The following is a 20184-nucleotide window of genomic DNA, read 5'->3' on the forward strand; positions in this document are numbered from 1 at the left end:
TTTCTAGAAAAAATAATATGCTGCATTGTAGCTATTGATAAACTATAAAGATATAACTATCTATTGAGCGGCATTGGTAAATTTTCTTTCCCTCCAGCTTTTATATATGCCTCTGTTCTATGTGGCAATATTGTATCATCCTGATCAAACAGATATTTCTTAATCACTTGATATAATTCCAATCGAGTGATGGAATGCAAATCCGAATCATATGGAAGAGCAAAGTTTACGTAGTCATAAACAATGTTAGGTGGTCCATCATACTCTACCTTATTCTTTTGAATACTACTATTTATAAGCGTCAGATACCTATCAGGAGACTTTCGTATGTATTCAATCTGACCAGTATACAATTTATAAATCGAGTCTTTTTTATTAATATTTTTTTTGGTAAAATCATTTTTCACATTTGCAAACGCACTGTATTTTTCATACTCTCGTTTATAATACAACAACCAATCAATTTCTTGATCTACACTAAGATTTGTTCCCTTCTGTTGTCCGTGAATGGCCGAATATAAAAAAGACAAAATGACCATAATAAGCATAATTTTTTTCATATACTTAATTGTTATTTTCAGTTGTGAATAGGATATCAGATTTATTTGTTTTCCTATAAAGTTATAAAAACGCATTGATTTCCAATCTCCTGAGTTAGTTGTTTTTTTTACAATACGCTTATCAATAGTCGTATCTTGGTATGACCAAATAACTAGATTATTGAATCAATAGCTTTAAAACTATGAACACAGATAAAAATAAAAGCAATAAGGATATAGATGACACGACGGCACTAGAGCGTCAAAGAATTTATAGTAATTCTACATTCTTTAAAAAGAAAAATGAGGAGGCTATAGAATTTTTAAAAAAGCATCCTATACCTAAAGAATTTTTAAAACGCTAGGCGTTTAACATTATATTTTTCATACTACCACTTTAGGAGTAATGAATTTCGAAGTCCGATATGCCCAGATGTATATCGGACTTCGCGGTTATATTAGGTATTATGCCTTAAGGAATAGGGGTTAATTTAGATCTTTCACCAGATATATCAAGGTAGGAAAGTGATCTGAATAGCCATTTAGAAAAACATTTCCCGAGAATGTACGCAAGGGATATCCTTTATATCTTCCCTCTTGCGTAATTAAATACTCTGGGTTATAGATTTCTGATTTCCAATAACGGAGAGTGGAGCGATCCTCTCCCAATAAGGAAGCTGATACTATTATTTGATCAAAAAGATTCCATTTGCCCTGATAGCCCAGCGAGCCCACTCCCCTATCATAATGTTTCCACATCGTATTAAACAATCCTCCTTCTGCTACTTCTTCTGGATTCTTTTTAGCCCCCAGTACCTCCCGTACGCTTCTATCCACAGGGTCGTCATTAAGATCTCCCATGATTACAATCTTTGTCTCTGGATTCTGCTTGTATAGTGAATCGGTAACATGACGTACCATGCTGGCGGCGTGCTCGCGCAGTGCGGACGACTTTCCCCCATAGCGCGAAGGCCAATGATTGACCAAGACATGCATTTCCTCCCCTGCCAGTTTGCCGCTCACCAACAAGATGTCGCGGGTCGTATAATCCGGTAGATCTTCTTTATGGTACGCAAATACCTTCGACCCCTGTACCTCAAAAAGACGAGGGTTATACAAAAGTCCTACATCTACGCCTCTGCGGTCTGGCGAGTCATAATGCACTATTTCATAGCCAGAAGATGCCAGTGCCGGTTGGCGGACGAGGTCCTCCAGAACCCTGCGGTTTTCAATCTCGCATACGCCGATAAAAGCTGGCCCGCTACTACTGTATTTGCGTCCGATACGCGACAGGACCTTGGCCATGTTAGCTTGTTTCTTACGGTATTTTTCGGGTGTCCAATGATTAGCACCATGAGGTGTAAACTCCGTGTCCATTATAGCTGAATCCAGTTCCGTGTCAAACAGGTTTTCCAAATTATAGAACGCGGCCGTATATACCTGATACTTTTTCTGCTGGGCACAAAGGCTAAGGCTCCCTGCCAATAGCAGCAGGGAAGCCATAATATATCTTATATTATTAGTCAATATTCTCATATCTATGTGTTACTTAGCCGGACCCACGATGATTGGATCACCCGAACCACCTGTCGATGCTCCTCCGATCAATTCGATATTATCCAAACGGAATCCTACCTTATTGGCTTCTGCACCGGATACAAATTCGAGTATCAGTTGTTCACTCTTCGCAATGTTTGGAATAGATACGGTATAGAACTTACCATTATCCCCATTGGCATTCGATAAAGCCTTATCAGGTACATTAACAAATGCCCCATTCACTTTAACCTTAATGTTATTCATATTAGCTGTAGTTCCTGGGTCAAATAGATTAGCGGCCAGTTGGAATTTCAGGGTAATATCGCCCTTGTTCAAGCTGTTTATACCAGTGATCTTCACCGTGGCATCTTTCGTAGCCGGAAGCCATATATACGCATTGTTGTCTCCAGTCACAGTCCGTATGTCAACCAATCCTGATGCATCACTGTACTGAATAGGAGCCTTCATATCGAAACCCGTAAAATCTGCCAACTTTGGCCTATTGCCCGACAGGTATGGGCCAATACCGAACGTTTCCTTAAAAAAACTTCCCTCCTGTGGTTTCTCTGGTTCTGGAGCCTTGCCGTCGAAATCTTTAACATCGGCTTTAGTGCGTAACAACAATTGCCATCCCCCATTAAAGCGTCCCAGTATACCGATCAATGTTCCCTTTCCTTGTGGTAAGATGTCTTTGGCAAAGTCCGAATAGTTGCTGGTGCGCACATCCAATACATTGCCCGATGCATTCTTGATCTGTTCATTGGTCGTCGCATCGCCGGTTGTAAAAGGCTTCTTACCTCCATTTGTAAAGGTAACATCACGTATTTCCACAAGCTGATGCACCATGTCGTCGGTCAAAGCATTCAACTGAACAAGTCTAGGTTGCGCTTTAGCGGCATTGGGCCAAGAGTTTGTAAAAGTTTTTGACTTGAATATTTCCCAGGCAATACGGTTGGCATTTGTTTTATTCATGCCGATCTGTAATTCTCCCCCATACTTGACGATATATAGGTCTTTCAGATGGAGGTAGACCTCCTGTCCCACTTGGTAGCTGGCATACATCGCATTCTGGTCGACACCGATATTGATTGCTGCCGAACCGTCCTGTAGATAGAGCTGCTTGTAGATGTTGCCCGATTCGTCATTTCCAGTTATGATCCCTTTGATGATGAGGTCTTCTTCGATCAGCTGCGGATCGGTTATTTTTTCAAAGCGTTTTTTTAGTTGTTGGATGGTGATATTGTCGAGTGCCCCTTCATACTTGGGTTCATTCAATGGAGGAGCGGCGTATTCTCGTTCGCAAGAGGTATTGAGCGCAACAAATAACAGCGCAAAGAGTAAATATTTTATCGTATTCATATTCATCGTATGTTAGAATCTATAACTAGCATTCAAAAAGACATTCAGTCCCTGCATATAGAAATAGCGGGACGCAAAACGGTTAGGGTAAGTCGTATCCAAGCGTCCCTGTTCGTAGCCACCGGTACGGATATTCTTATTGTTCAGCAGATTGATAACGGAGAAATTGAAGTTAACCGCCCTTCTGTTTGCCAGATAGAACATCTTACCGATTGAGGCATCAAAAGTGACTACATCATCCAGACGCTCCTGCTGTGTCAGCGCATTGTAGGCTGCTAGGTCCTTTTCATTGTTTGGGTTGATTGCGGTATAGTTCGATGCCAATCTTCGCAGAGGCGCCGCCGAAAGGTAGTTCCGGCCGATGGCATTGGCACTGAGTTCGAAGAACCAATAGTTGTAGAAATAACGTGCTGCCAGTACACCGGCAAACTGTGGAGTACCGGAGACATAAAGATTCTTCATGTAGACCTGTTCCTCCTGGTCGATGATTTTACCGTTTTCTGCATTCATGATACCCAGCGGATTATTGTTATAGAAGTACTCCGCCATCGTGCCGATAAAATCAAAGCTCCAATTGTCATCCAGGCGATACGTAGCTGCGGCCTCTATCCCGCGGTTTATTTTATCTACACCTGTCAGATTGTGGAATACAAATGTCCGTTGAGAATCGTGGTAATAGGCCATTCGTTCCTGCTGGTCGTAAAAATTGGTCTGAAAAAGAGATACCCGTCCAGATAAACTGGGCATGGAGAAGATATAGTTGATATCAGTCGCAAATACCTTACCGCTCTGTAGTCCTTTGACGGCTTGATCCGTAACACGCGACATCGCATAAGCGCGGTCTGGTATAGGTGCTTCGGTATGGTAGCTCATATTGGCCGATAGATAGTGCCTACCGCTGAATTTGTAGGTGGCTCCACCTTTGAGCATATAGTCTACGAAACTGTGCTTCTTGCCTGGTCCGTATGAACTGTTCGGGAAACGTCCATTTTTCATGTTGCCCGTACGCTGAAAATCGGTGTAGGTCAATTTCGTTCCATAGTAGAAATCGATAGTTGAGGTCTGGTACTGATTGGTGATCCAGGCATTGACGGACTGGATATCGATGTCAAAGTCGTAACCAAAGATGTCTCCTACATAAGCCTTACGGTCCGGATATAGTAGGTCGTTCTGTTTGATGGCATCATCTCCTGGATTATCTCGTTCGGCAAATTTATCTTTATCCAGCACAAAGTCTGCCCCTAAGAGGTCACTAACAGTTTTGTATTGATATGATCTGGATTTGCGGGCTTCCACACCAGCTAATAGACGCATATTATTATCATATAGCTTGTTGAATGTCGAACTCAACGTTCCTTCCAGAAGGTCTGAATGTCTCTTTTCTACCATATATAGTGCGGCTCCATTATTTTTATACCTATTTTCTGGATCCATGTTCTGGCGGTACAGTTCATCCCAATTTACTTGCGTGACACGCGTATCGTTTGATTTCCATAAGTTATAGTAGAAATCAACGGTATTCGGGTCTGTCGTGTTGGGGTCCATACTATGGTAAGAAGGCAGGTAGCGGTAGTAATCGGGACGCGGGTCCATCGCGTTGTACCAGTTTAACGCTGAGCTGGCATAGCGACCATAATGTAACAGACCGCCTGATGTCAATGTCGTCTTCTCATCTATTTTCCAGATATGTGAGAGTACCGCTGTAGGATCGTAGGCCGTTACCATGCGTGAGTTGCGTACCTTACCATCCTGATAGCCCCAGTTTGGGTTGTATAGGTTATTGCCCACTAGATCATATACCTCTTGAAAGGAAGCGCCTTGCTGTCCACGGACGACAGGTGATCCGTATGTGACCAGAGAGAGCGAATGCGCGCCTTCAGCCCATTGTTTCTCCATAGAAAGTGCATAAGATACATTTTCATAAGAGGTACCCTCAATGAATCCTTTGTCTGCATATCGGCCACCAACAGCACCTGTAAAGGCCCAGCCATTGTCCATAAGACCTGTTGAATAGCTGAATATACCTCGTGAATAATAGTTCCTGTTCGTGTAAGAACCCGTGATTTTTCCGCCTTTGGCGTAGGAACTGGCCCGCATATTTATATTTTCAGCTCCACCGATGGAACCGAAAGTGAAACTGCCACTGTTATTGTAATTGACCACATCTCCATTACGGGTCAGGTCATTGAGTGCACCGATAGATGCATAATTAAATACCTTTCGGTATTGATCGTTGGCCAGTACTCCATTGATATAGGTCTGTTCATAAAAGGGATCGTATCCTCTCACGCGAAACCGAAATGGAGAAAGTTTGAATCCAACTTTATTCAAATAGATATCATTGGATAGGATGACGGACGAACGTATATCCTGTCCTTGAACATTACCCTCATCCTGCAGGATATCATCGTCGATGACTCCCATTGTTGTTTGCATGTCGATCTGAGGGACTGAGGTTAATAAAATCGGTTCGAGTGTATTATCACTTCCCTTCTTTAGCTCTACTTTAACCCTGTAAGGGCGTATTCCTGCTCCCGTTACCGAGAGGTAGTCTTCGCCAGGCTCGACGCTGACAAAGAGAAATGCCCCTTCCATGTTGCTGATCGTCTGTTGTTTATTCTTCTCCAGCGATACAGTCAACCCAGGTAGGGGTATGTTGTTTTTTTCATCGATCAGTATACCACGGAGCTCTGTTTTTTGCTGTGCATAGCCCACACTGATGTAACCGATGAGAAAAAATAATACGTACAAAGTCTGCCGCATAATCTTATTTTAGGTAAAAAGTATACAAGAGGAGGCATAATGCCCCCTCTTGGGTTTGAACTGTGTTCTGTTGTTTATTTTGTACCGACCAGCTTAATATTGTCGATACGGTAACCCACTGTGTTTTCGGTATTCGTAGTTGAAAATTCTAATGTCAGGCTGTTCCCTGTCGGAATTCCAGCGTCGATGTTTACCGCTACATAGGTATTACTAGTTGCGATACTCCCTGCAGGAACCGTGAGTTCTTGTCCATTTGCACGTACCTTGATGACTTTAACTGAAGCGCCACCACCGTTTGCAGTTATATCATAAGATAACTTAAGCTTGGTAGCTCCGGTTGTATTGATACCTTCAATCTTGAAGCCTGTAGTTCTATTAGCAGGTATCCATACATGTGGATCCATGGTTGAAGTAGCACGTATATCGACATAATTAGCAGGATCTTGATCTGAATATTTCACTCCTTTCTCGGAGAAATCTAGAAACTCTGCAATTCTGGATTTTGGAAAATCTTTAGATGCAGGAGCTGTTCCAAAGGTCTCTAAAAACAACGTTTGCTCCGTACCCGTTCCGGGGTCTGGTCCTGGATCTGTGCCTCCATCACCATCCACATTGAATGAACCACCTGGTACTGTTGTCCAGTCTGTAATGGTACCAGCACCAGTCACTGCGACCTCATTACCAGTCGATCCTGTACTCAATTGGATATCGTAGGTGTATTTTTTACCTGCTTCGAACGACGTATTTGCCGGAATTGCCCATTTGAACGTTCCCGATGCCAAGGTGAATATCACCTCTTTAGCAGCGTAGCTTCCAGGGATAACAATCGCTTCTACCAATTGGCTTCCTGTACCAGCCGTTGCTTTAGCTGTCACATTCTTAGCATTTGCGGCACCCGTCACCGTACCTGTAGCAAGGTCCATTGTAGCGGTAGTATTGATTCCATTGTAAACAACCTGTAGTCCGTTTACATTTGGCACTCCCGTTCCACCTTTTACAGTTAGTTCTATTTTAGCTAGCTTATGGCTAAAGCTAAGATTAGCCGTTGGCGAAGCCTTTGTCAATCCTGTAGCATTGTTAGCGTACAGTACATCGATAGCAGCTGGATTGGTTTGCGTTGTTACATCAATAGGTAGATTTGTACCGGATAGCGTAGCAGAGTATGGGTAGTAAGCGATAAAATCCACAGCACCGGTTTCTGGGTAGTTGATGATCTCGGCGCCTTGGCCTGTGAAGTTGCCATTACCGCTAGTCGTATATTTTTTGTTTGTTGCGAGAGGGCTGGCTAAGCCTGCTCCTTGTTTCATAAATACACCTATAGCATCGTTGGCATCCCAGTTATTGCCCGATACACGTGTACTGATGCCGTTTCCTATTGAAGACGTAAAGGAAACTTTACCATCGTTTTCTGGACCTACATTCCTGTAGTCATCGTTCTTACAGGAGTTACCCAGAACGATCAGTGCTAAAGCAGCACCTAAAAGTTGCTTTTTTTTCATTTTCTCAAATTATCAGTATCAATTAATAGATTATTGTATATTTCTATATCTTACTTTCTCCACACAGTTTCGTCAATCTTACCTTTGGATTCCTTGCTCAAGGCTGGAAAAAATGTAAAACCGGTCTCTTTTTCCAGCTCCTCGACCTTTACTTTATAGGTCATATAATCCTTTGACGAAGGATTAGCATTATTCATTCTAAACCCTATCGTATAGTAGGTGTTTCCTTTTTTCATGGCGAGGGCCTTATAGTAGTATTTTGGTTTGGCTACATTAGTATTGGCGTTATCTTTCACGTAATCAATATTCTGGTCTGCCGCAGTAGTTACCATAGCGCCGGTTACTACATACATCGTATCCACTCCAGATTGTCCGGTCCAGGTTCTTATCTTATTCTCCAGCTCCGCCCATACTCCTTGATTAAGTGGCCTGTTCTGCGGAGTCATATTGGTATAGTAAAATGTCGAAGCATTTTCCTGATAAGTTTTCGTTCGGTCACCACTAGGCAGCTGATGTCCGCGGTCGATAAGCAAGGACTGATTATTGGGGTAGCCTTTGGACAGCAATGCCTGCAATGTACTGTTATAATCAGGGTCGTATCCCCAATCATCGGTACGGTCCTGTCCGCCCAAATAGTCACTGCTTAATGGGTAAGCCACCCATAGGGCCAGTTTATTCTTCGTATCATACAACATGGAGTAATTACGCTTGGTGGCTGTACTCATCTTTAGGCTGTATTTCAATGTTGCTGTTTCTTGAACTAGAGGTAGCTCCATATAGGATCCCGTTGGTATCGGTGTGACGTCATCGTCTTTGCCGAGCGTTATATCATACTGATAGCGGTGTCCTTTAGCAAAGGTCGTTCCTGCAGGCAATTTCCAGATATAGCTCTTACCATCCGATTTGGTAAATACGACCTGCCCCGGATCCTTTACCGCACCTGGGAATAACGTCCATTCCACGAGTGTCTCCCCTGTTCCATTGACTGATATTTTAGCGTTAATATCCTGTAGGCTTGTCGCGTCTACGAGCAGCTGACCAGTAGCAAGGTCAAAAGTACCTGTTGACGCACTGTTTTTGAATACCGCTTTTACGTCAGTAAGAGCACTTCCTTTCAACTTGATCTCAATTTTGGTCATCTGTCGGCTGAATGACAGGGCTACAGGCCCTTGTGCTCCGGTCCATCCTGTGGTCTGTTGGGCATACATAAAGTCTAAAGCTGTTTGATTGCTCTGGTCTGTGATGCTTATCGCCGGAGTTAAGCTGGCCGTGGACTGGTAAGGATAGTATGCTACAAAACTTACTTTACTGCCAGATGGGTACGTTAGTTGTTCTGTTGCGGAGACAGGAGAAAAATTACCATTGCCAGTAGTGGTATATTTCTTGTTAAAGCCATTGTCGACTACAGCGTCTGTTGTCAGTGTGGAGCCATGGGAGTACATGAAAATTCCAACAGCATCCCCCATATCCCATTTTGTACCACTGGTACGGGTCATCGGGAGCCCTTCGATTGCACTTGTAAAAGAAACTTTGTTCTGAATATCCTTGACGGAAAAATCATTGTCCTTGCGACAGGAAACAACCAATAAAGCGAAACAAAAGAAAAGGGTAAACGAGTTTTTAGTTTTTAAATTCAATTTCTGCACCACTACTTGTAATTAATTAAATTAAATTTTAAATTGTTGATTATCGATAAAAGAATATTTGCAACCGAAATGTTTAACAAACATAACCTTGAGAGAAAAACAAATAGTAAAGAGATTATTAACAATAGATTAAATATTGTATGACGAGTCGGACAATGATACAGTTATCCTATTGTGCGATGGGGAAAGCTGTTAATTAAGCACAACAGTAAACTGCAGCTTATAGCAACTGGTTTTGCGCGAACACTGCTCACACCTATTGCCTACTTGATGATGGGAGGTTATGATATCACCACTCCAAAAAAATCGGAGTTGCTTGCCTGGTTCTTAAATTTTGTGTTTTCGGATCGGTACACGGGTGCTAGCTTCAAGCCTGTGGATTTACTCCCTCAGGAGCTTAAATGATATAATCAGCACCGCGTGACCTAGCCCTATCTGTATAAGATACCTCATAAACTTGAAAAACGCTTCAAATAGATATTTGAAATATAGTCTTTAGGCTTTAAACCATTGATTTTACGTGTGCGGAAATATAGATTATAGGTTTTATTTAATTCTTTGTCAGGGTAGTAATTCTTTTTAGAGTTGTAAAAATAATCTAGAAAATTACCGTTGATAATACCTAATCCATCCATAAACTCGAAGTCGCCTATACCATCAATCGCATACCATTTATTGTCCATGCCTGCTAATTTACCTTGTGTGGCAGACGCTAAATAAATAATATTTGTCCAGTATCTTCTAATGCGATATTTGGGATAAAAGGGATTGGTTACAATAGTATCTAATAAAATCTTTCCCTCGTACCTTTTATGATGCGCACCGATAGGTCCCCATTTGCCCTTCAGATAGCTTTCCTTGTTTTCAAATCGGATTGAGCGCAATATCCCACATGCATCCATCAAAGCAGGTTCTATAACAACATTGAGATCGATATAATAAGCTTCGGTCAACGCTTCGCTTTCTAGATGAAAATACTGCCCTCCCTCCTTCACAACTAACTCATAATCGGTACGTTTCAAATTAACCTCTACCTTTCTTTCAAAAATACCTAATGGAGCATACTGAGCATAGAATATATCTTGCTTTGCCCGAGTCAATACACTGTCTATTGGTAGAAATGTAATCTCCCCTGTAGATACCGCTTGTGTGATGTTTTTTTTACCAATTTTATCCTTTGACAATGGAGTAATTGTAATCAATATATCATATGGATATTCATTCAAAATACCTAAAGAATTCTTTATTTCTAAATACCGTTTTGTGTAAAGATCATAGTTACCACTATTCTTCACAAATCTAAAGTAGTAGTTGTAAATAGTGATATCGGGAAACTTATCTTCTATAGGCTCAAGATCTGCATACATACGATTTATTGTAATGCCTTGGTATTTCTCACTTAAAATATCTTTATCAAAAAGCACGTACTCAGCACGCTGTGCTAATAATGAAAAATGACCAAAAAAAATATAAAAGAAAATAATACAGTAGTTTTTCATTATTCTCATGCTAATTTTTTATCTCGTAACTCCAAATCGTTATCATTAACGATCGTATGTCTTATTTAAAAATCTTTGAATTCTCCCTCTGAAAGACCAAACATAGATAAAACATTATTAAATCTACCTGGGCATACTGATTCTTTTTTTAAAATCATTCATCTTCTTGCTTACGGTAGGTTTTTAGTTGTTGTTTGAGGCTATCTTTGATTATCTTGGCGCTAATTTTCTTGCTACAATACAATAATTCAGCAGTAAAATCAACCCGTTGATTGGCCAGTAACGCATCAGCCGTAAAGGACCACAAATTGTCTTTTAAACTAAAGTCTGAGGGAGCCCATCGCACTCTAGCTGGAATTGCATCCAACAGCTGCTGTAAGAGAACAAAGTTCGCAGGGGTTTGATTGGCTTTGTTATAGCGAAAAGCATTTGTCAGGATCATTTCCTGCAAGTACAGACCAGGAACTTCAAACGCTGGAGCATTCAATAGTGTTTGAATAGCATTAAACGGCTCCTTTTTCACTAAAGGCAAGAAAGCCGCCACATAATACGCAGGGCCAAAGGGTTTGCTCTGAACTAGCGCTATTACCTCTTCTAAAAGATGTTGAGCAGCATAGTTTTCAATAAAAATGGTCTTGATTTCCTCCAAGTCATAAATATCTTTTCGCGCATCACATTTTTTCAAGACCTGAAGAAAATTTGCTTTATCTCCACGACCAGCATAATAGTGGGCCAGCAGTCGATAACTGCTGTAGTGATACGACGTGTCCTTTATTTTAGGAATCAGCGTTAGGCTTGTTTTTATATCGTCCTCCAACACTAGTTTTTCAATGGTAAAATTGACCAATCGACTCTGCAAAATTTCATCCGTTGACGCTTCTATATAGCCTTGTAAAGAACTGGTAGATACGTTCTCATTTTCACAGGCTTGCAACAAGCGATAGACCACATCGAGAAAGGAATACGGATACCGTTGGTTGTGTACCTCAAGTGCTGGATCCGCCTGTTCAAGCGCTTCAAGGGCTTGTCTTACTAGCTGTTGTAATGATTTTCCTAGCGTTTTCCCCTTTCTTTGTCGATCGAGAATAAGGGATTTAGCCAGAAAGTCTTGGGTATCAATACGCGATATGATCACTTCATTGGGCAAGGTATAGTCTTGCATCCAATTGATCAATTGGATGCAGATCGTTATTTCTTCTTCTTGTTTCATAACAGCAAGCAAAAAAGACAAGTTGACTCGTCCTTCGTTTTTCTTTTTTATAAAAGTAAAAAGAAAACTTAGTTTGATATTCATTTTTAATCATAGCCTACTTTCTTTTTTATCTTTATTTTTACGGAAAAAAGAAGAAAATAAAAATCAGTACGAAATAGAATGAATACTCCAGCATTTGAACTTTCAAATAAACAACGCAAGTATTTAGGTCTTGAACCTGTTGAAGCTCATTGGGAACGGGTTTCATTGTTTGACAAATACTATTACTTTGAGGGAGATACGATACGCAAAGAAATAAGTGTGGGCGAACAGGGCTATACCGAGCGCAGTCTCCATGAAAAAACAGCAGAGAATCGAAGCATCCTCCTACCTAAAACTGCTAAAGGCAAGAGCAAAAAGCTCAATTTTACGGCCTCTCAATCCTTTAAGGGTATTGGTGTTTATTTTTCCTTTTGGAATGAATACCTATCGCTGTCCAATTATACCACACAGACCTCGTTTTACAGCGAACAGTTGCCCAATCAAAAGCTAAAAGACCTGCCGCTGTGGTTAGACCGATGGATCGCAGATACCACCCCTCAAGAGTTAGAGGCGATTACGCAATTCAGTCAAGCCCATCGACAGCATTGTAAGTATGCTGAGGGTGACTTTTTTGCTTTCAAGATAGGAAGAAACCAATGGGGATTTGGACGTATCCTCCTCGATGTTCAAAAGCAGATTAAAACCAATAAAATAAAGCGAGACGAACATTTTGGTTTGACAAACCTCATGGGAAAATGCCTTCTTGTCAAGATATACCACCAAATAAGTGATACCCGAACCATAGATTTACAAGCACTTGCTCAAATGCCTGCGCTGCCTTCTCAAATCATCATGGACAATCATTTTTACTACGGACAAAACCCCATAATTGGCCATCTTCCCTTGCAAACACAAGAGTATGATATGCTGATTTCTTATAGTAAAAGTATCAGTAGCGACTCACCGCGGACCGTTTATCTTCAATATGGAATGTTGTTTCGCACTCTAGATATACAAGTGTTTGATCGCTACCTCCTACATGAAGATGACAGCCTCTATTTGGGCTATGAAGAAAATCCGTATCGCAAAGAAAGTTCGGGCTTTGGTCTGGATACTGCTAGCCTTGAAGACTGTATCAAGGCCAAATCGAATTTACCTTATTGGCAGAGTGAAGCCGCAAAATACGACACTCAGTTTGACCTAAGAAATCCAACGAACCTTGCCATAAAGCGAGAAATATTCAAGGCTTTTGGCTTAGATGCGGATAAAAGTTATACCGAAAATTTGCTCCTAGTGGAAAATGAACACCTAACGAAAAAACAACAATAAATCAGATAGTTAAGATGGTATTATCTACGATTAGGTAATATGGCAAACTGTAGTAAAGCAATTTAACAACTAATTATCAGACCATACAATGAGCTTTTTCAGAAAGATACTGGGTTCGAAAACGAACAAAGAAGATCATACTGATGGAGAAGAACTAGAGAACGTATATTGCTTGATTGAAATGAAAAATATTGACAAGATAGACACATTGGAGACAACGGTCGAAAGGACGAACTTTGGAGTAATAACTACGTTGCTTACGGAAGTCGAAATCTCGGCTAAAGACAGTATTTCATTTGGTACACAAAGCCTTTTGACTAATTATGTATACAATGAGAATGGGTCTTATAATTTGGTTTACACCATCGTTGGTATAGATGGTACGATAGAAAGTTTTGTAGAAGATGATGGAATTCTTCCTACACAGTTTTTAACCCCAGACGGAGAAAATTATATTTCTCTTGTCCCCTACCATCCTGACAAGGAACTGGAAATCAGCATCCCTGTTTTCAATAGGGAAAACATAGATTTACCGAAAGGAAATAGACCTTTTGTCGGTGATTTTGTCGGAGTTTCAAACCAGTTTTCAATTTTTTATGATGTTGACTTTTGGTCGGATACCAAACCGGACAAAATGCTGGCAATCGAATTTAAGAACGGTGTGATAAAAAAGAAGCATAATATTAAAGTACAGCTTCCGAGAGACAACAAGATCTTTATTGAAAACAACGAAATCCATTTGCTTACAAAAGAAGGAAATAGTTGGCTGCACAGGCAAATAGACGAGAAAGGTAATGAAATCAGGCAGCGAAGATTTAAAACCAGTTCAAAATTCTTTTTGCAGATCCTGAGTCTATCTTTTAACAAAAGGTCCTACCTGCTTGCTCAAGAAAAAGGAAAAATCAGTATAGAGATGGTGGATGAAAATGGTGAAAATTCACGCATGGAGCTCCTTGATATAAAGGATCCGTTTTTCAATACATGGCGACCTGTTAAAATAGCGGAAGATACTTTTGTCACGAGGTTTAATGGGGAATTTGGCAATGGTTGGTTCACCACGAAGAATGACCTGTTACTAGAAATATTTTACAGTAAAGGAGAAAAGGGATATAAAAACTTGTTGACGGAGGAAGTTTTGGAGCTAAAACGATCCAACTTGGTTATTTCGAGTATCAACAAGACTCAGGATAACAGCTATGCAGTTGTATTCTACCCGATGACAGAAGGACGAGATAAAAACAGGGAACTGATAATCTTAAACCGCAAGATAGAATAGGTAACCAAAATAAATGCCTGGCTCAGTTGGACAGTCGTAAGTTGCAAGAGTATTGCCTCAGTATAGTATTTAGCGAAAGGCAATAAATAAATACGGTACTAATTAATAAATCTTGTTTATATTTGCTTTGTTAATCTCTCTTAATCAAAAAGCATATTAATCAAGTCATTTAGCTCTTTATGTTTAATTTTTGCAGACTTCTATTTGTCTACATAGCTTTCTTTGTTACTACTGTTGGATTTGCTCAAAAAACCAATCCAGACTCTTTAAAGGTGGAAATATTAGGTCTCAATGATAAAAACCAACATGAGCAGTCTATTTTAGTGCTTGATAGAATAATAGGCAGCTCTAGTTCTACGGCTCATGACTTATTTCACGCCTACTTGCTGCGGTCATTAACTTATAAAAGTCTATACAATTATACTGGCGCACTTATCAATTTAGATCTTGCGGATAAAGTCGGACAGGGAACTGACTTTGCAGAATCAGCAAGCAGCCGTGTCCTTATTGAAAAGCTCTTTATTTATTTTGACACTAAAAGAAACGAAGAATTTGCTGCACTTCTACAACAGGTCACACCCGAAAAACTAAAACATATTGATGGCGAGACCCGCGCTATTTATGAATGTATTATGGGACATTTGGAAATGCATAAGGGCAATTATTCTGTTGCAAATGCTATTTATGACAATTGTATTCTGCTTTTGGAGAAAGAGAGTCCCAAGCATCTTCCGATAGTGTATAAAGTAAAGGTAGAACTTTACAATTTAATGGGGCAGCAGGATAAAGCGATTGCCGCTTATGAGAAAGGGATGTCGTATGCCGAACAGTTTGGCATTGATCTTTATAAGATTACCATGCTGGAAACTATTATCTATTTTTACGCAGACAATGGAAATTATAAAGACGCTTATTTAGCTCAACTTGAAGTAACAAAACAACGCAGAAAGTATGATGCAGCTAATCGTAGCGGTAAGCTAAATGATTTAGAAAAAGAACTGCTGCAACAAAGGAATGATATAACGTTAAAGAACAGAAAGAATATGACGATTGCACTAACGGGCGTCATTGTATTATTATCTGCATTGCTGTTTCTTCTCTTTAAGCTTTTGAAGTCGAATAAGCAGCGAAGAATATTAATGGAAAACGAGGTCGTGCATATGCGGGCGCGGCTTGAGTCGTATGTCAATAGAAAGGAACATCGCGAAGAAGATGATAATGTGCTTTTGAATCTGGAGAAATATGACCTTAAAAAGCGGCATATTGAAATTATAGATCTGATTCGAGAAGGAAAAACGAATAAGGAAATAGGAGATATTCTTTTTATTTCTGAGAATACGGTGAAGTATCATCTAAAGGTGATCTTTGAAAAACTCAACATTGACAATCGCTCTTCTCTTAGGGGATAAATCAATACGTATATCAAAACCTGTTTAGAGACTGTATAGTTTACATCAGCCTTTTCAGCCACTTCATTTTTTTGTCGGAATAAGGCGGATATTTTAAGTCAGGCTCTCCCCAAGTTGTCTTTTCAATAACTGATTTTTGGTGCGTAAAAGCGAGAAAACCATATGCACCGTGATAGTTGCCTATCCCCGAATTTCCTATCCCACCAAATGGCAGATAATCACTCGCAATGTGCATCAAGGTATCATTGATACAGCCCCCACCGAAGGAGACAAGGTGGAGTAACTTGGATTTGTCCTCTTCGTTTTTTGTAAACAGGTAGGCTGCCAACGGTTTTTCTCCTTCTACTATTTTTTGCAACACGTCATCGTAGTTATTGAAACTGATTACGGGGAATACTGGTCCAAATATTTCATCCTGCATCACGGCATCATCCCAATCAACATGGTCCAATATGGTAGGTTCGATATACAAAGTGTCGTCGTTGGTGTGACCTCCGAAGAAGATTTTATCCTTATCGATAAGGGAAGTAACACGGTCAAAATTCCTTTTGTTGATGATACTGGTATAATGTTCTGCACCATCATAATAATTGGCTTCCTCCAATTTTTCTTTTATCAATTGCAACAACTGGGGCTTCACACTTTCTTCTACCAAAAGATAATCTGGTGCAATACAGGTCTGTCCTGCGTTGAGGAATTTGCCCCAAACGAGTCGCTTTACGGCGACTTCTAAATCGGCTGTCTTCGTAACGATAGCAGGTGATTTTCCGCCCAACTCGAGCACTACAGGAACTAAGTTTTTGGCAGCAGCTTCATAAACTATTTTCCCGACTTTCGGACTTCCTGTAAAGAAGATCTTATCGAAACGAAGCTGTATCAGTTCTGTTGTTTCAGGAACACCACCTTCTGCCACGAATAAGTAATCTGAAGGGAAATTGTCGTTGATCAATTCGGATAAAAGGTGCATTGTATTTTCGGGAAGTTCACTTGGTTTCACAATACAGGTATTGCCCGCTGCAATGGAACTTATCATCGGAACCAGTGTAAGCTGATAGGGATAGTTCCAAGCACCGATCACCAATGTTACACCCAATGGGTCGTAGTGGATATGGCTTTTACCGGGCTGCAGGCTCAATGCTGTTTTTTACTTTTTTGGGCTTGCTCAATTTGTCCAGGTTCTTCAGGAAAAAATCGATTTCATTATAGATGAGATTGAGTTCCGTTAAGGAAGTATCGAATTTTCCTTTTCTAAAATCCTTGTAAATGGCATCGTACAAACGGTTTTCATTGGCCTTTAAAATGCCTTTCAACTTTTTCAGGGTTTCCTTTCTAAAGCCAATATCTTTTGTCTGGTGTGAATTGAAAAACGTCTTCTGCGATTGAAATATGTTACTGAGTTCCATTTGTGTAAATTTTAAGTATGGGATGGTTTCTTTTCGTCCTTCACTTAACCTGTGTTCTTAAAGCTAGCGATTTAAATTATGTTGACAAAGGACCATCCGACAGATATAGCTGAATATAAAAGTCCGATATGCTTTGACGCCTATCGGACTTCGTAGTTATATGGGGAGAGAACATTACAGCTCTCGTTTGCCTGTCAATGATAAAAACGTGTCCCTCTCTATACGGAAACTTTATAATGCAACTGAACCAGGCCTGTTTCAAAGCTTTTACTTCCCTGCAATTGCAGATCTTGAGAAGGGTACACAGCATTAAACAATCGTGTCCCTCCACCCAACAGAACGGGAATAATAGAGATGATCAGCTCGTCGAAAAGTCCTTCTTTGAGCAACTCATTGACGACAAAGGCTCCTCCATCGCAAAATATATCCGTCCAGCGAACATGATATGTACAATATTAGTTTTCTCATTTGTATTTTCTTTATCAAATTTATAAAATTCGACATTATTATAATCATACACAACACAGACAAAACGGGACTTTTCACAGTATATAGAGCAGCCTTTGTCTCTATTCGGCCAATGGCACTGACTATACACACAACTATGATCACCCTGGCTGCAGAAAACTTGTCTGGCATCTACCGGGATCAACTAATGCTACCGAGAATATAATGATGCGTTATTCATCCCCTTTTTGATTTAATAAACTATACCGCTATATTTGTCAGTAGTTACGTAGTAGAATAACGTCGAAATAACCAATAAGCATAAACTTAACACAGAAACAATCTTATTTTAATACTAATTGTGGTAATTCGTCATACAGCTTTGTAAAATGAAGTCGACAGAAAACTTGGAATCGGATGAGGTCTTATGGAACGAGATTGTAAAGGACAATCAAGGTGCATTTGCTGCACTTTATCATAAGTACAGTAATTCTGTTTTTACGGCTACATTAAACCTGATCAAAGACCGCAATTGTAGCGAAGACATCATACAAGAGGTATTTACGACAATCTGGGTAAAAAGAAAGGAATTGGAGATCTCTAATATCCGTGGCTACCTCTATAGAGCCGCCCGCAATAAAGTCATAGACCTACTACGGTCCAAAAAGGTGCATATCCGTATCGAGGAGGTAAAAGATTTGATCGCTCGCGAACAAACAGACTCTTCGCTGCTACAGAAGGAAGTAAATGACCTCCTCAACCAAGGTATCAAAGAGCTGCCTCAACGCTGTGGTGAGATTCTCTTCTTAAAAAAAGAAGAGCAACTCAGTAATCATGAAATTGCACAAAGACTCAAAATATCGCCCAAAACCGTAGAGAACCAAACAACTATAGCAATTAAAAAACTTAAAATAGCGCTTTCTAACAAGTTGGACATCTTAATGTTTATTATATTTTATATTTTTTAATCTTTCCTTTGGGGGTACCTGTCTTTTATCTCGTCTAGTTAGGTAGATGAAAGATAAAAATAACGCTAAAGATATATCAAAAACAGAAGAGGCTGTCCACGATTACTTCTCCCTGATGGAAAGTAAGGGCGAAGCTTATTCGCCTGATTTTGACGAAAGTGGGGTACTGGGACGCATACAGCATGACATCAATAAAAGCCCTGTAAGACTATCGAAAAATTGGCGCAGATGGATCGCTGTCGCTTCTTGCATAACACTGTTGGCAGGCTCGATAGTAGCTTGGCAGTTATGGAACAACAGATCGCATTTTGAACTGGTATCGCTGGAGGATGTAAAGATACTCCCCGCCCATGGTACGGCCATACTGACACTGGCAAATGGAGAAAAAATAAGCCTGGACCAATTGCAGCCCAACAGCTTAATTACTACAGTAGACGGTATACGGGTTTCAAAGAACGCTAATGGCGAAATAACCTATAGTGCAGCGGACAATTTAAAGCTAAACCATATCGCTAATCACCATATTGAAACGCCTAAGGGTGGCTTCTACACCTTATTGCTACCTGACGGTTCGAAGGTATGGCTGAATGCGGAAACCAAAATCAAGTATCCCATCCATTTTGGAGGTAGCGAACGACGTATAGAATTACAGGGTGAAGCTTATTTCAAGGTGACTCATGACGCGACCAAACCTTTTATAGTCAAAACGGATAAGCAAGAAATCACCGTACTCGGCACATCCTTCAATGTAGAAGCTTATGGAAAAGATCTCGAGGCAACGACATTGGTGGAGGGGTCTGTAAAAATATCGAGCGGACAGAGACGTCTTCTGCTCGAGCCGGGACAACAAGCTATAGTGGACAGTAAAAACGCTATCCAGAAGAAGCAGGTTGACGATAGCCAATACACTGCTTGGATAAATGGAGATTTCAGCTTCGTAGACACGGAAATAAATGAGGTAATGTCCCAAATATCAAGATGGTACAATATCGACATCGTGTATGACCAAAAGGGAAATGACCTGCGGCTCAGCGGCATGGTGGCACGCAACAAACCATTGGATACGGTATTGAATATACTGGAAATGACGGGTAAAGTGAAATTTGAACTAGAAGTAAACCCAAATAATCAAGAAAGGAGGATACGGGTAAAAATCATATAATCCCAATCCATCCAAAAGCAAAAAATCAGAAGTGCTGGCACACTCCTGATCGTCAGTCTTTCGGATGATCAAATTGAGTAGCAACACAAATCGGAAAACCGTAAAACTTTAA

General features: G+C 40.4%; 18 protein-coding genes. 7 read left to right on the top strand and 11 right to left on the bottom strand.

The features are described from left to right. Nucleotides 1-56 precede the first annotated feature (56 nt). Nucleotides 57-560, bottom strand: a complete 504-nt coding sequence (locus M472_RS41925) for a hypothetical protein (protein WP_144062790.1) — start codon at nt 558-560, stop codon at nt 57-59. Nucleotides 561-742: 182 nt separating this feature from the next. On the opposite strand from M472_RS41925, the gene M472_RS45515 reads away from it, so the two are divergent. Continuing rightward, nucleotides 743-904, top strand: a complete 162-nt coding sequence (locus M472_RS45515; protein ID WP_021071930.1) for a hypothetical protein — start codon at nt 743-745, stop codon at nt 902-904. A gap of 121 nt (nt 905-1025) precedes the next feature. Here the strand turns inward: M472_RS45515 and M472_RS41930 are convergent, their stop codons facing one another. From M472_RS41930 to M472_RS41950, 5 genes are all read right to left on the bottom strand, one after another. Then, nucleotides 1026-2075, bottom strand: a complete 1050-nt coding sequence (locus M472_RS41930; protein ID WP_235049534.1) for an endonuclease/exonuclease/phosphatase family protein — start codon at nt 2073-2075, stop codon at nt 1026-1028. 9 nt (nt 2076-2084) lie between these two features. Beyond that, nucleotides 2085-3437, bottom strand: coding sequence for a DUF5689 domain-containing protein (locus M472_RS41935; protein WP_235049535.1), 1353 nt, complete (start codon nt 3435-3437; stop codon nt 2085-2087). A 12-nt stretch (nt 3438-3449) separates the two neighbouring features. After that, nucleotides 3450-6200 carry a TonB-dependent receptor gene (locus M472_RS41940; protein ID WP_021071933.1) on the bottom strand — a complete coding sequence of 917 codons (2751 nt, stop codon included), beginning with the start codon at nt 6198-6200 and terminating at the stop codon, nt 3450-3452. A 74-nt stretch (nt 6201-6274) separates the two neighbouring features. Beyond that, nucleotides 6275-7699 (bottom strand): fimbrillin family protein, encoded by a 1425-nt coding sequence (locus tag M472_RS41945; protein ID WP_021071934.1) that lies wholly within the window; start codon nt 7697-7699, stop codon nt 6275-6277. Between the two features lie 50 nt (nt 7700-7749). After that, nucleotides 7750-9345, bottom strand: coding sequence for a DNA/RNA non-specific endonuclease (locus M472_RS41950; protein ID WP_235049536.1), 1596 nt, complete (start codon nt 9343-9345; stop codon nt 7750-7752). Between the two features lie 174 nt (nt 9346-9519). Here M472_RS41950 and M472_RS41955 point away from each other — a divergent pair, with 174 nt between their 5' ends. Then, nucleotides 9520-9750 carry a hypothetical protein gene (locus M472_RS41955; RefSeq protein WP_021071936.1) on the top strand — a complete coding sequence of 77 codons (231 nt, stop codon included), beginning with the start codon at nt 9520-9522 and terminating at the stop codon, nt 9748-9750. Nucleotides 9751-9794: 44 nt separating this feature from the next. On the opposite strand, the gene M472_RS41960 is transcribed toward M472_RS41955, so the two are convergent. Together M472_RS41960 and M472_RS41965 are read right to left on the bottom strand one after the other, a co-directional pair. Beyond that, on the bottom strand, nt 9795-10844 hold the full coding sequence (locus tag M472_RS41960; RefSeq protein ID WP_021071937.1) for a hypothetical protein: 1050 nt from the start codon (nt 10842-10844) through the stop codon (nt 9795-9797). A gap of 154 nt (nt 10845-10998) precedes the next feature. Further along, a complete protein-coding gene (locus M472_RS41965; RefSeq protein WP_021071938.1) occupies nt 10999-12138 on the bottom strand; it encodes a hypothetical protein in 1140 nt (379 codons plus the stop codon). Between the two features lie 78 nt (nt 12139-12216). Here M472_RS41965 and M472_RS41970 point away from each other — a divergent pair, with 78 nt between their 5' ends. The 3 genes from M472_RS41970 (at nt 12217) to M472_RS45670 (ending at nt 16092) form a co-directional block, all read left to right on the top strand. After that, complete coding sequence (locus tag M472_RS41970; protein ID WP_021071939.1) at nt 12217-13407, top strand: immunity 26/phosphotriesterase HocA family protein; 1191 nt, start codon at nt 12217-12219, stop codon at nt 13405-13407. An 88-nt stretch (nt 13408-13495) separates the two neighbouring features. Continuing rightward, nucleotides 13496-14683 (top strand): hypothetical protein, encoded by a 1188-nt coding sequence (locus M472_RS41975; protein ID WP_021071940.1) that lies wholly within the window; start codon nt 13496-13498, stop codon nt 14681-14683. A gap of 272 nt (nt 14684-14955) precedes the next feature. Beyond that, complete coding sequence (locus M472_RS45670) at nt 14956-16092, top strand: helix-turn-helix transcriptional regulator (RefSeq protein ID WP_200859646.1); 1137 nt, start codon at nt 14956-14958, stop codon at nt 16090-16092. 40 nt (nt 16093-16132) lie between these two features. Here M472_RS45670 and M472_RS41985 read toward each other — a convergent pair whose 3' ends face one another. The 3 genes from M472_RS41985 to M472_RS41990 all read right to left on the bottom strand — a co-directional run bounded on the left by M472_RS41985 (nt 16133) and on the right by M472_RS41990 (nt 17920). Next, nucleotides 16133-17227 (bottom strand): aldehyde dehydrogenase family protein, encoded by a 1095-nt coding sequence (locus M472_RS41985; RefSeq protein ID WP_021071942.1) that lies wholly within the window; start codon nt 17225-17227, stop codon nt 16133-16135. Next, entirely contained in the window at nt 17208-17495 is a 288-nt protein-coding gene (locus tag M472_RS45675; RefSeq protein WP_021071943.1) for a hypothetical protein, read from the bottom strand. Before M472_RS45675 ends, M472_RS41985 begins: the two co-directional genes overlap by 20 nt. A 218-nt stretch (nt 17496-17713) precedes the next feature. After that, nucleotides 17714-17920: a dihydrofolate reductase family protein gene (locus M472_RS41990; RefSeq protein ID WP_081643225.1), complete on the bottom strand. Its 207-nt coding sequence runs from the start codon at nt 17918-17920 to the stop codon at nt 17714-17716. Between the two features lie 411 nt (nt 17921-18331). Here M472_RS41990 and M472_RS41995 point away from each other — a divergent pair, with 411 nt between their 5' ends. Together M472_RS41995 and M472_RS0123210 are read left to right on the top strand one after the other, a co-directional pair. Beyond that, entirely contained in the window at nt 18332-18910 is a 579-nt protein-coding gene (locus tag M472_RS41995; RefSeq protein ID WP_021071945.1) for an RNA polymerase sigma factor, read from the top strand. Nucleotides 18911-18956: 46 nt separating this feature from the next. Continuing rightward, nucleotides 18957-20072: a FecR family protein gene (locus tag M472_RS0123210; RefSeq protein ID WP_021071946.1), complete on the top strand. Its 1116-nt coding sequence runs from the start codon at nt 18957-18959 to the stop codon at nt 20070-20072. Nucleotides 20073-20184: the final 112 nt, after the last annotated feature.

It is taken from the genome of Sphingobacterium paucimobilis HER1398 (assembly GCF_000416985.1).
Classification (GTDB): Bacteria; Bacteroidota; Bacteroidia; order Sphingobacteriales; family Sphingobacteriaceae; genus Sphingobacterium; species Sphingobacterium paucimobilis.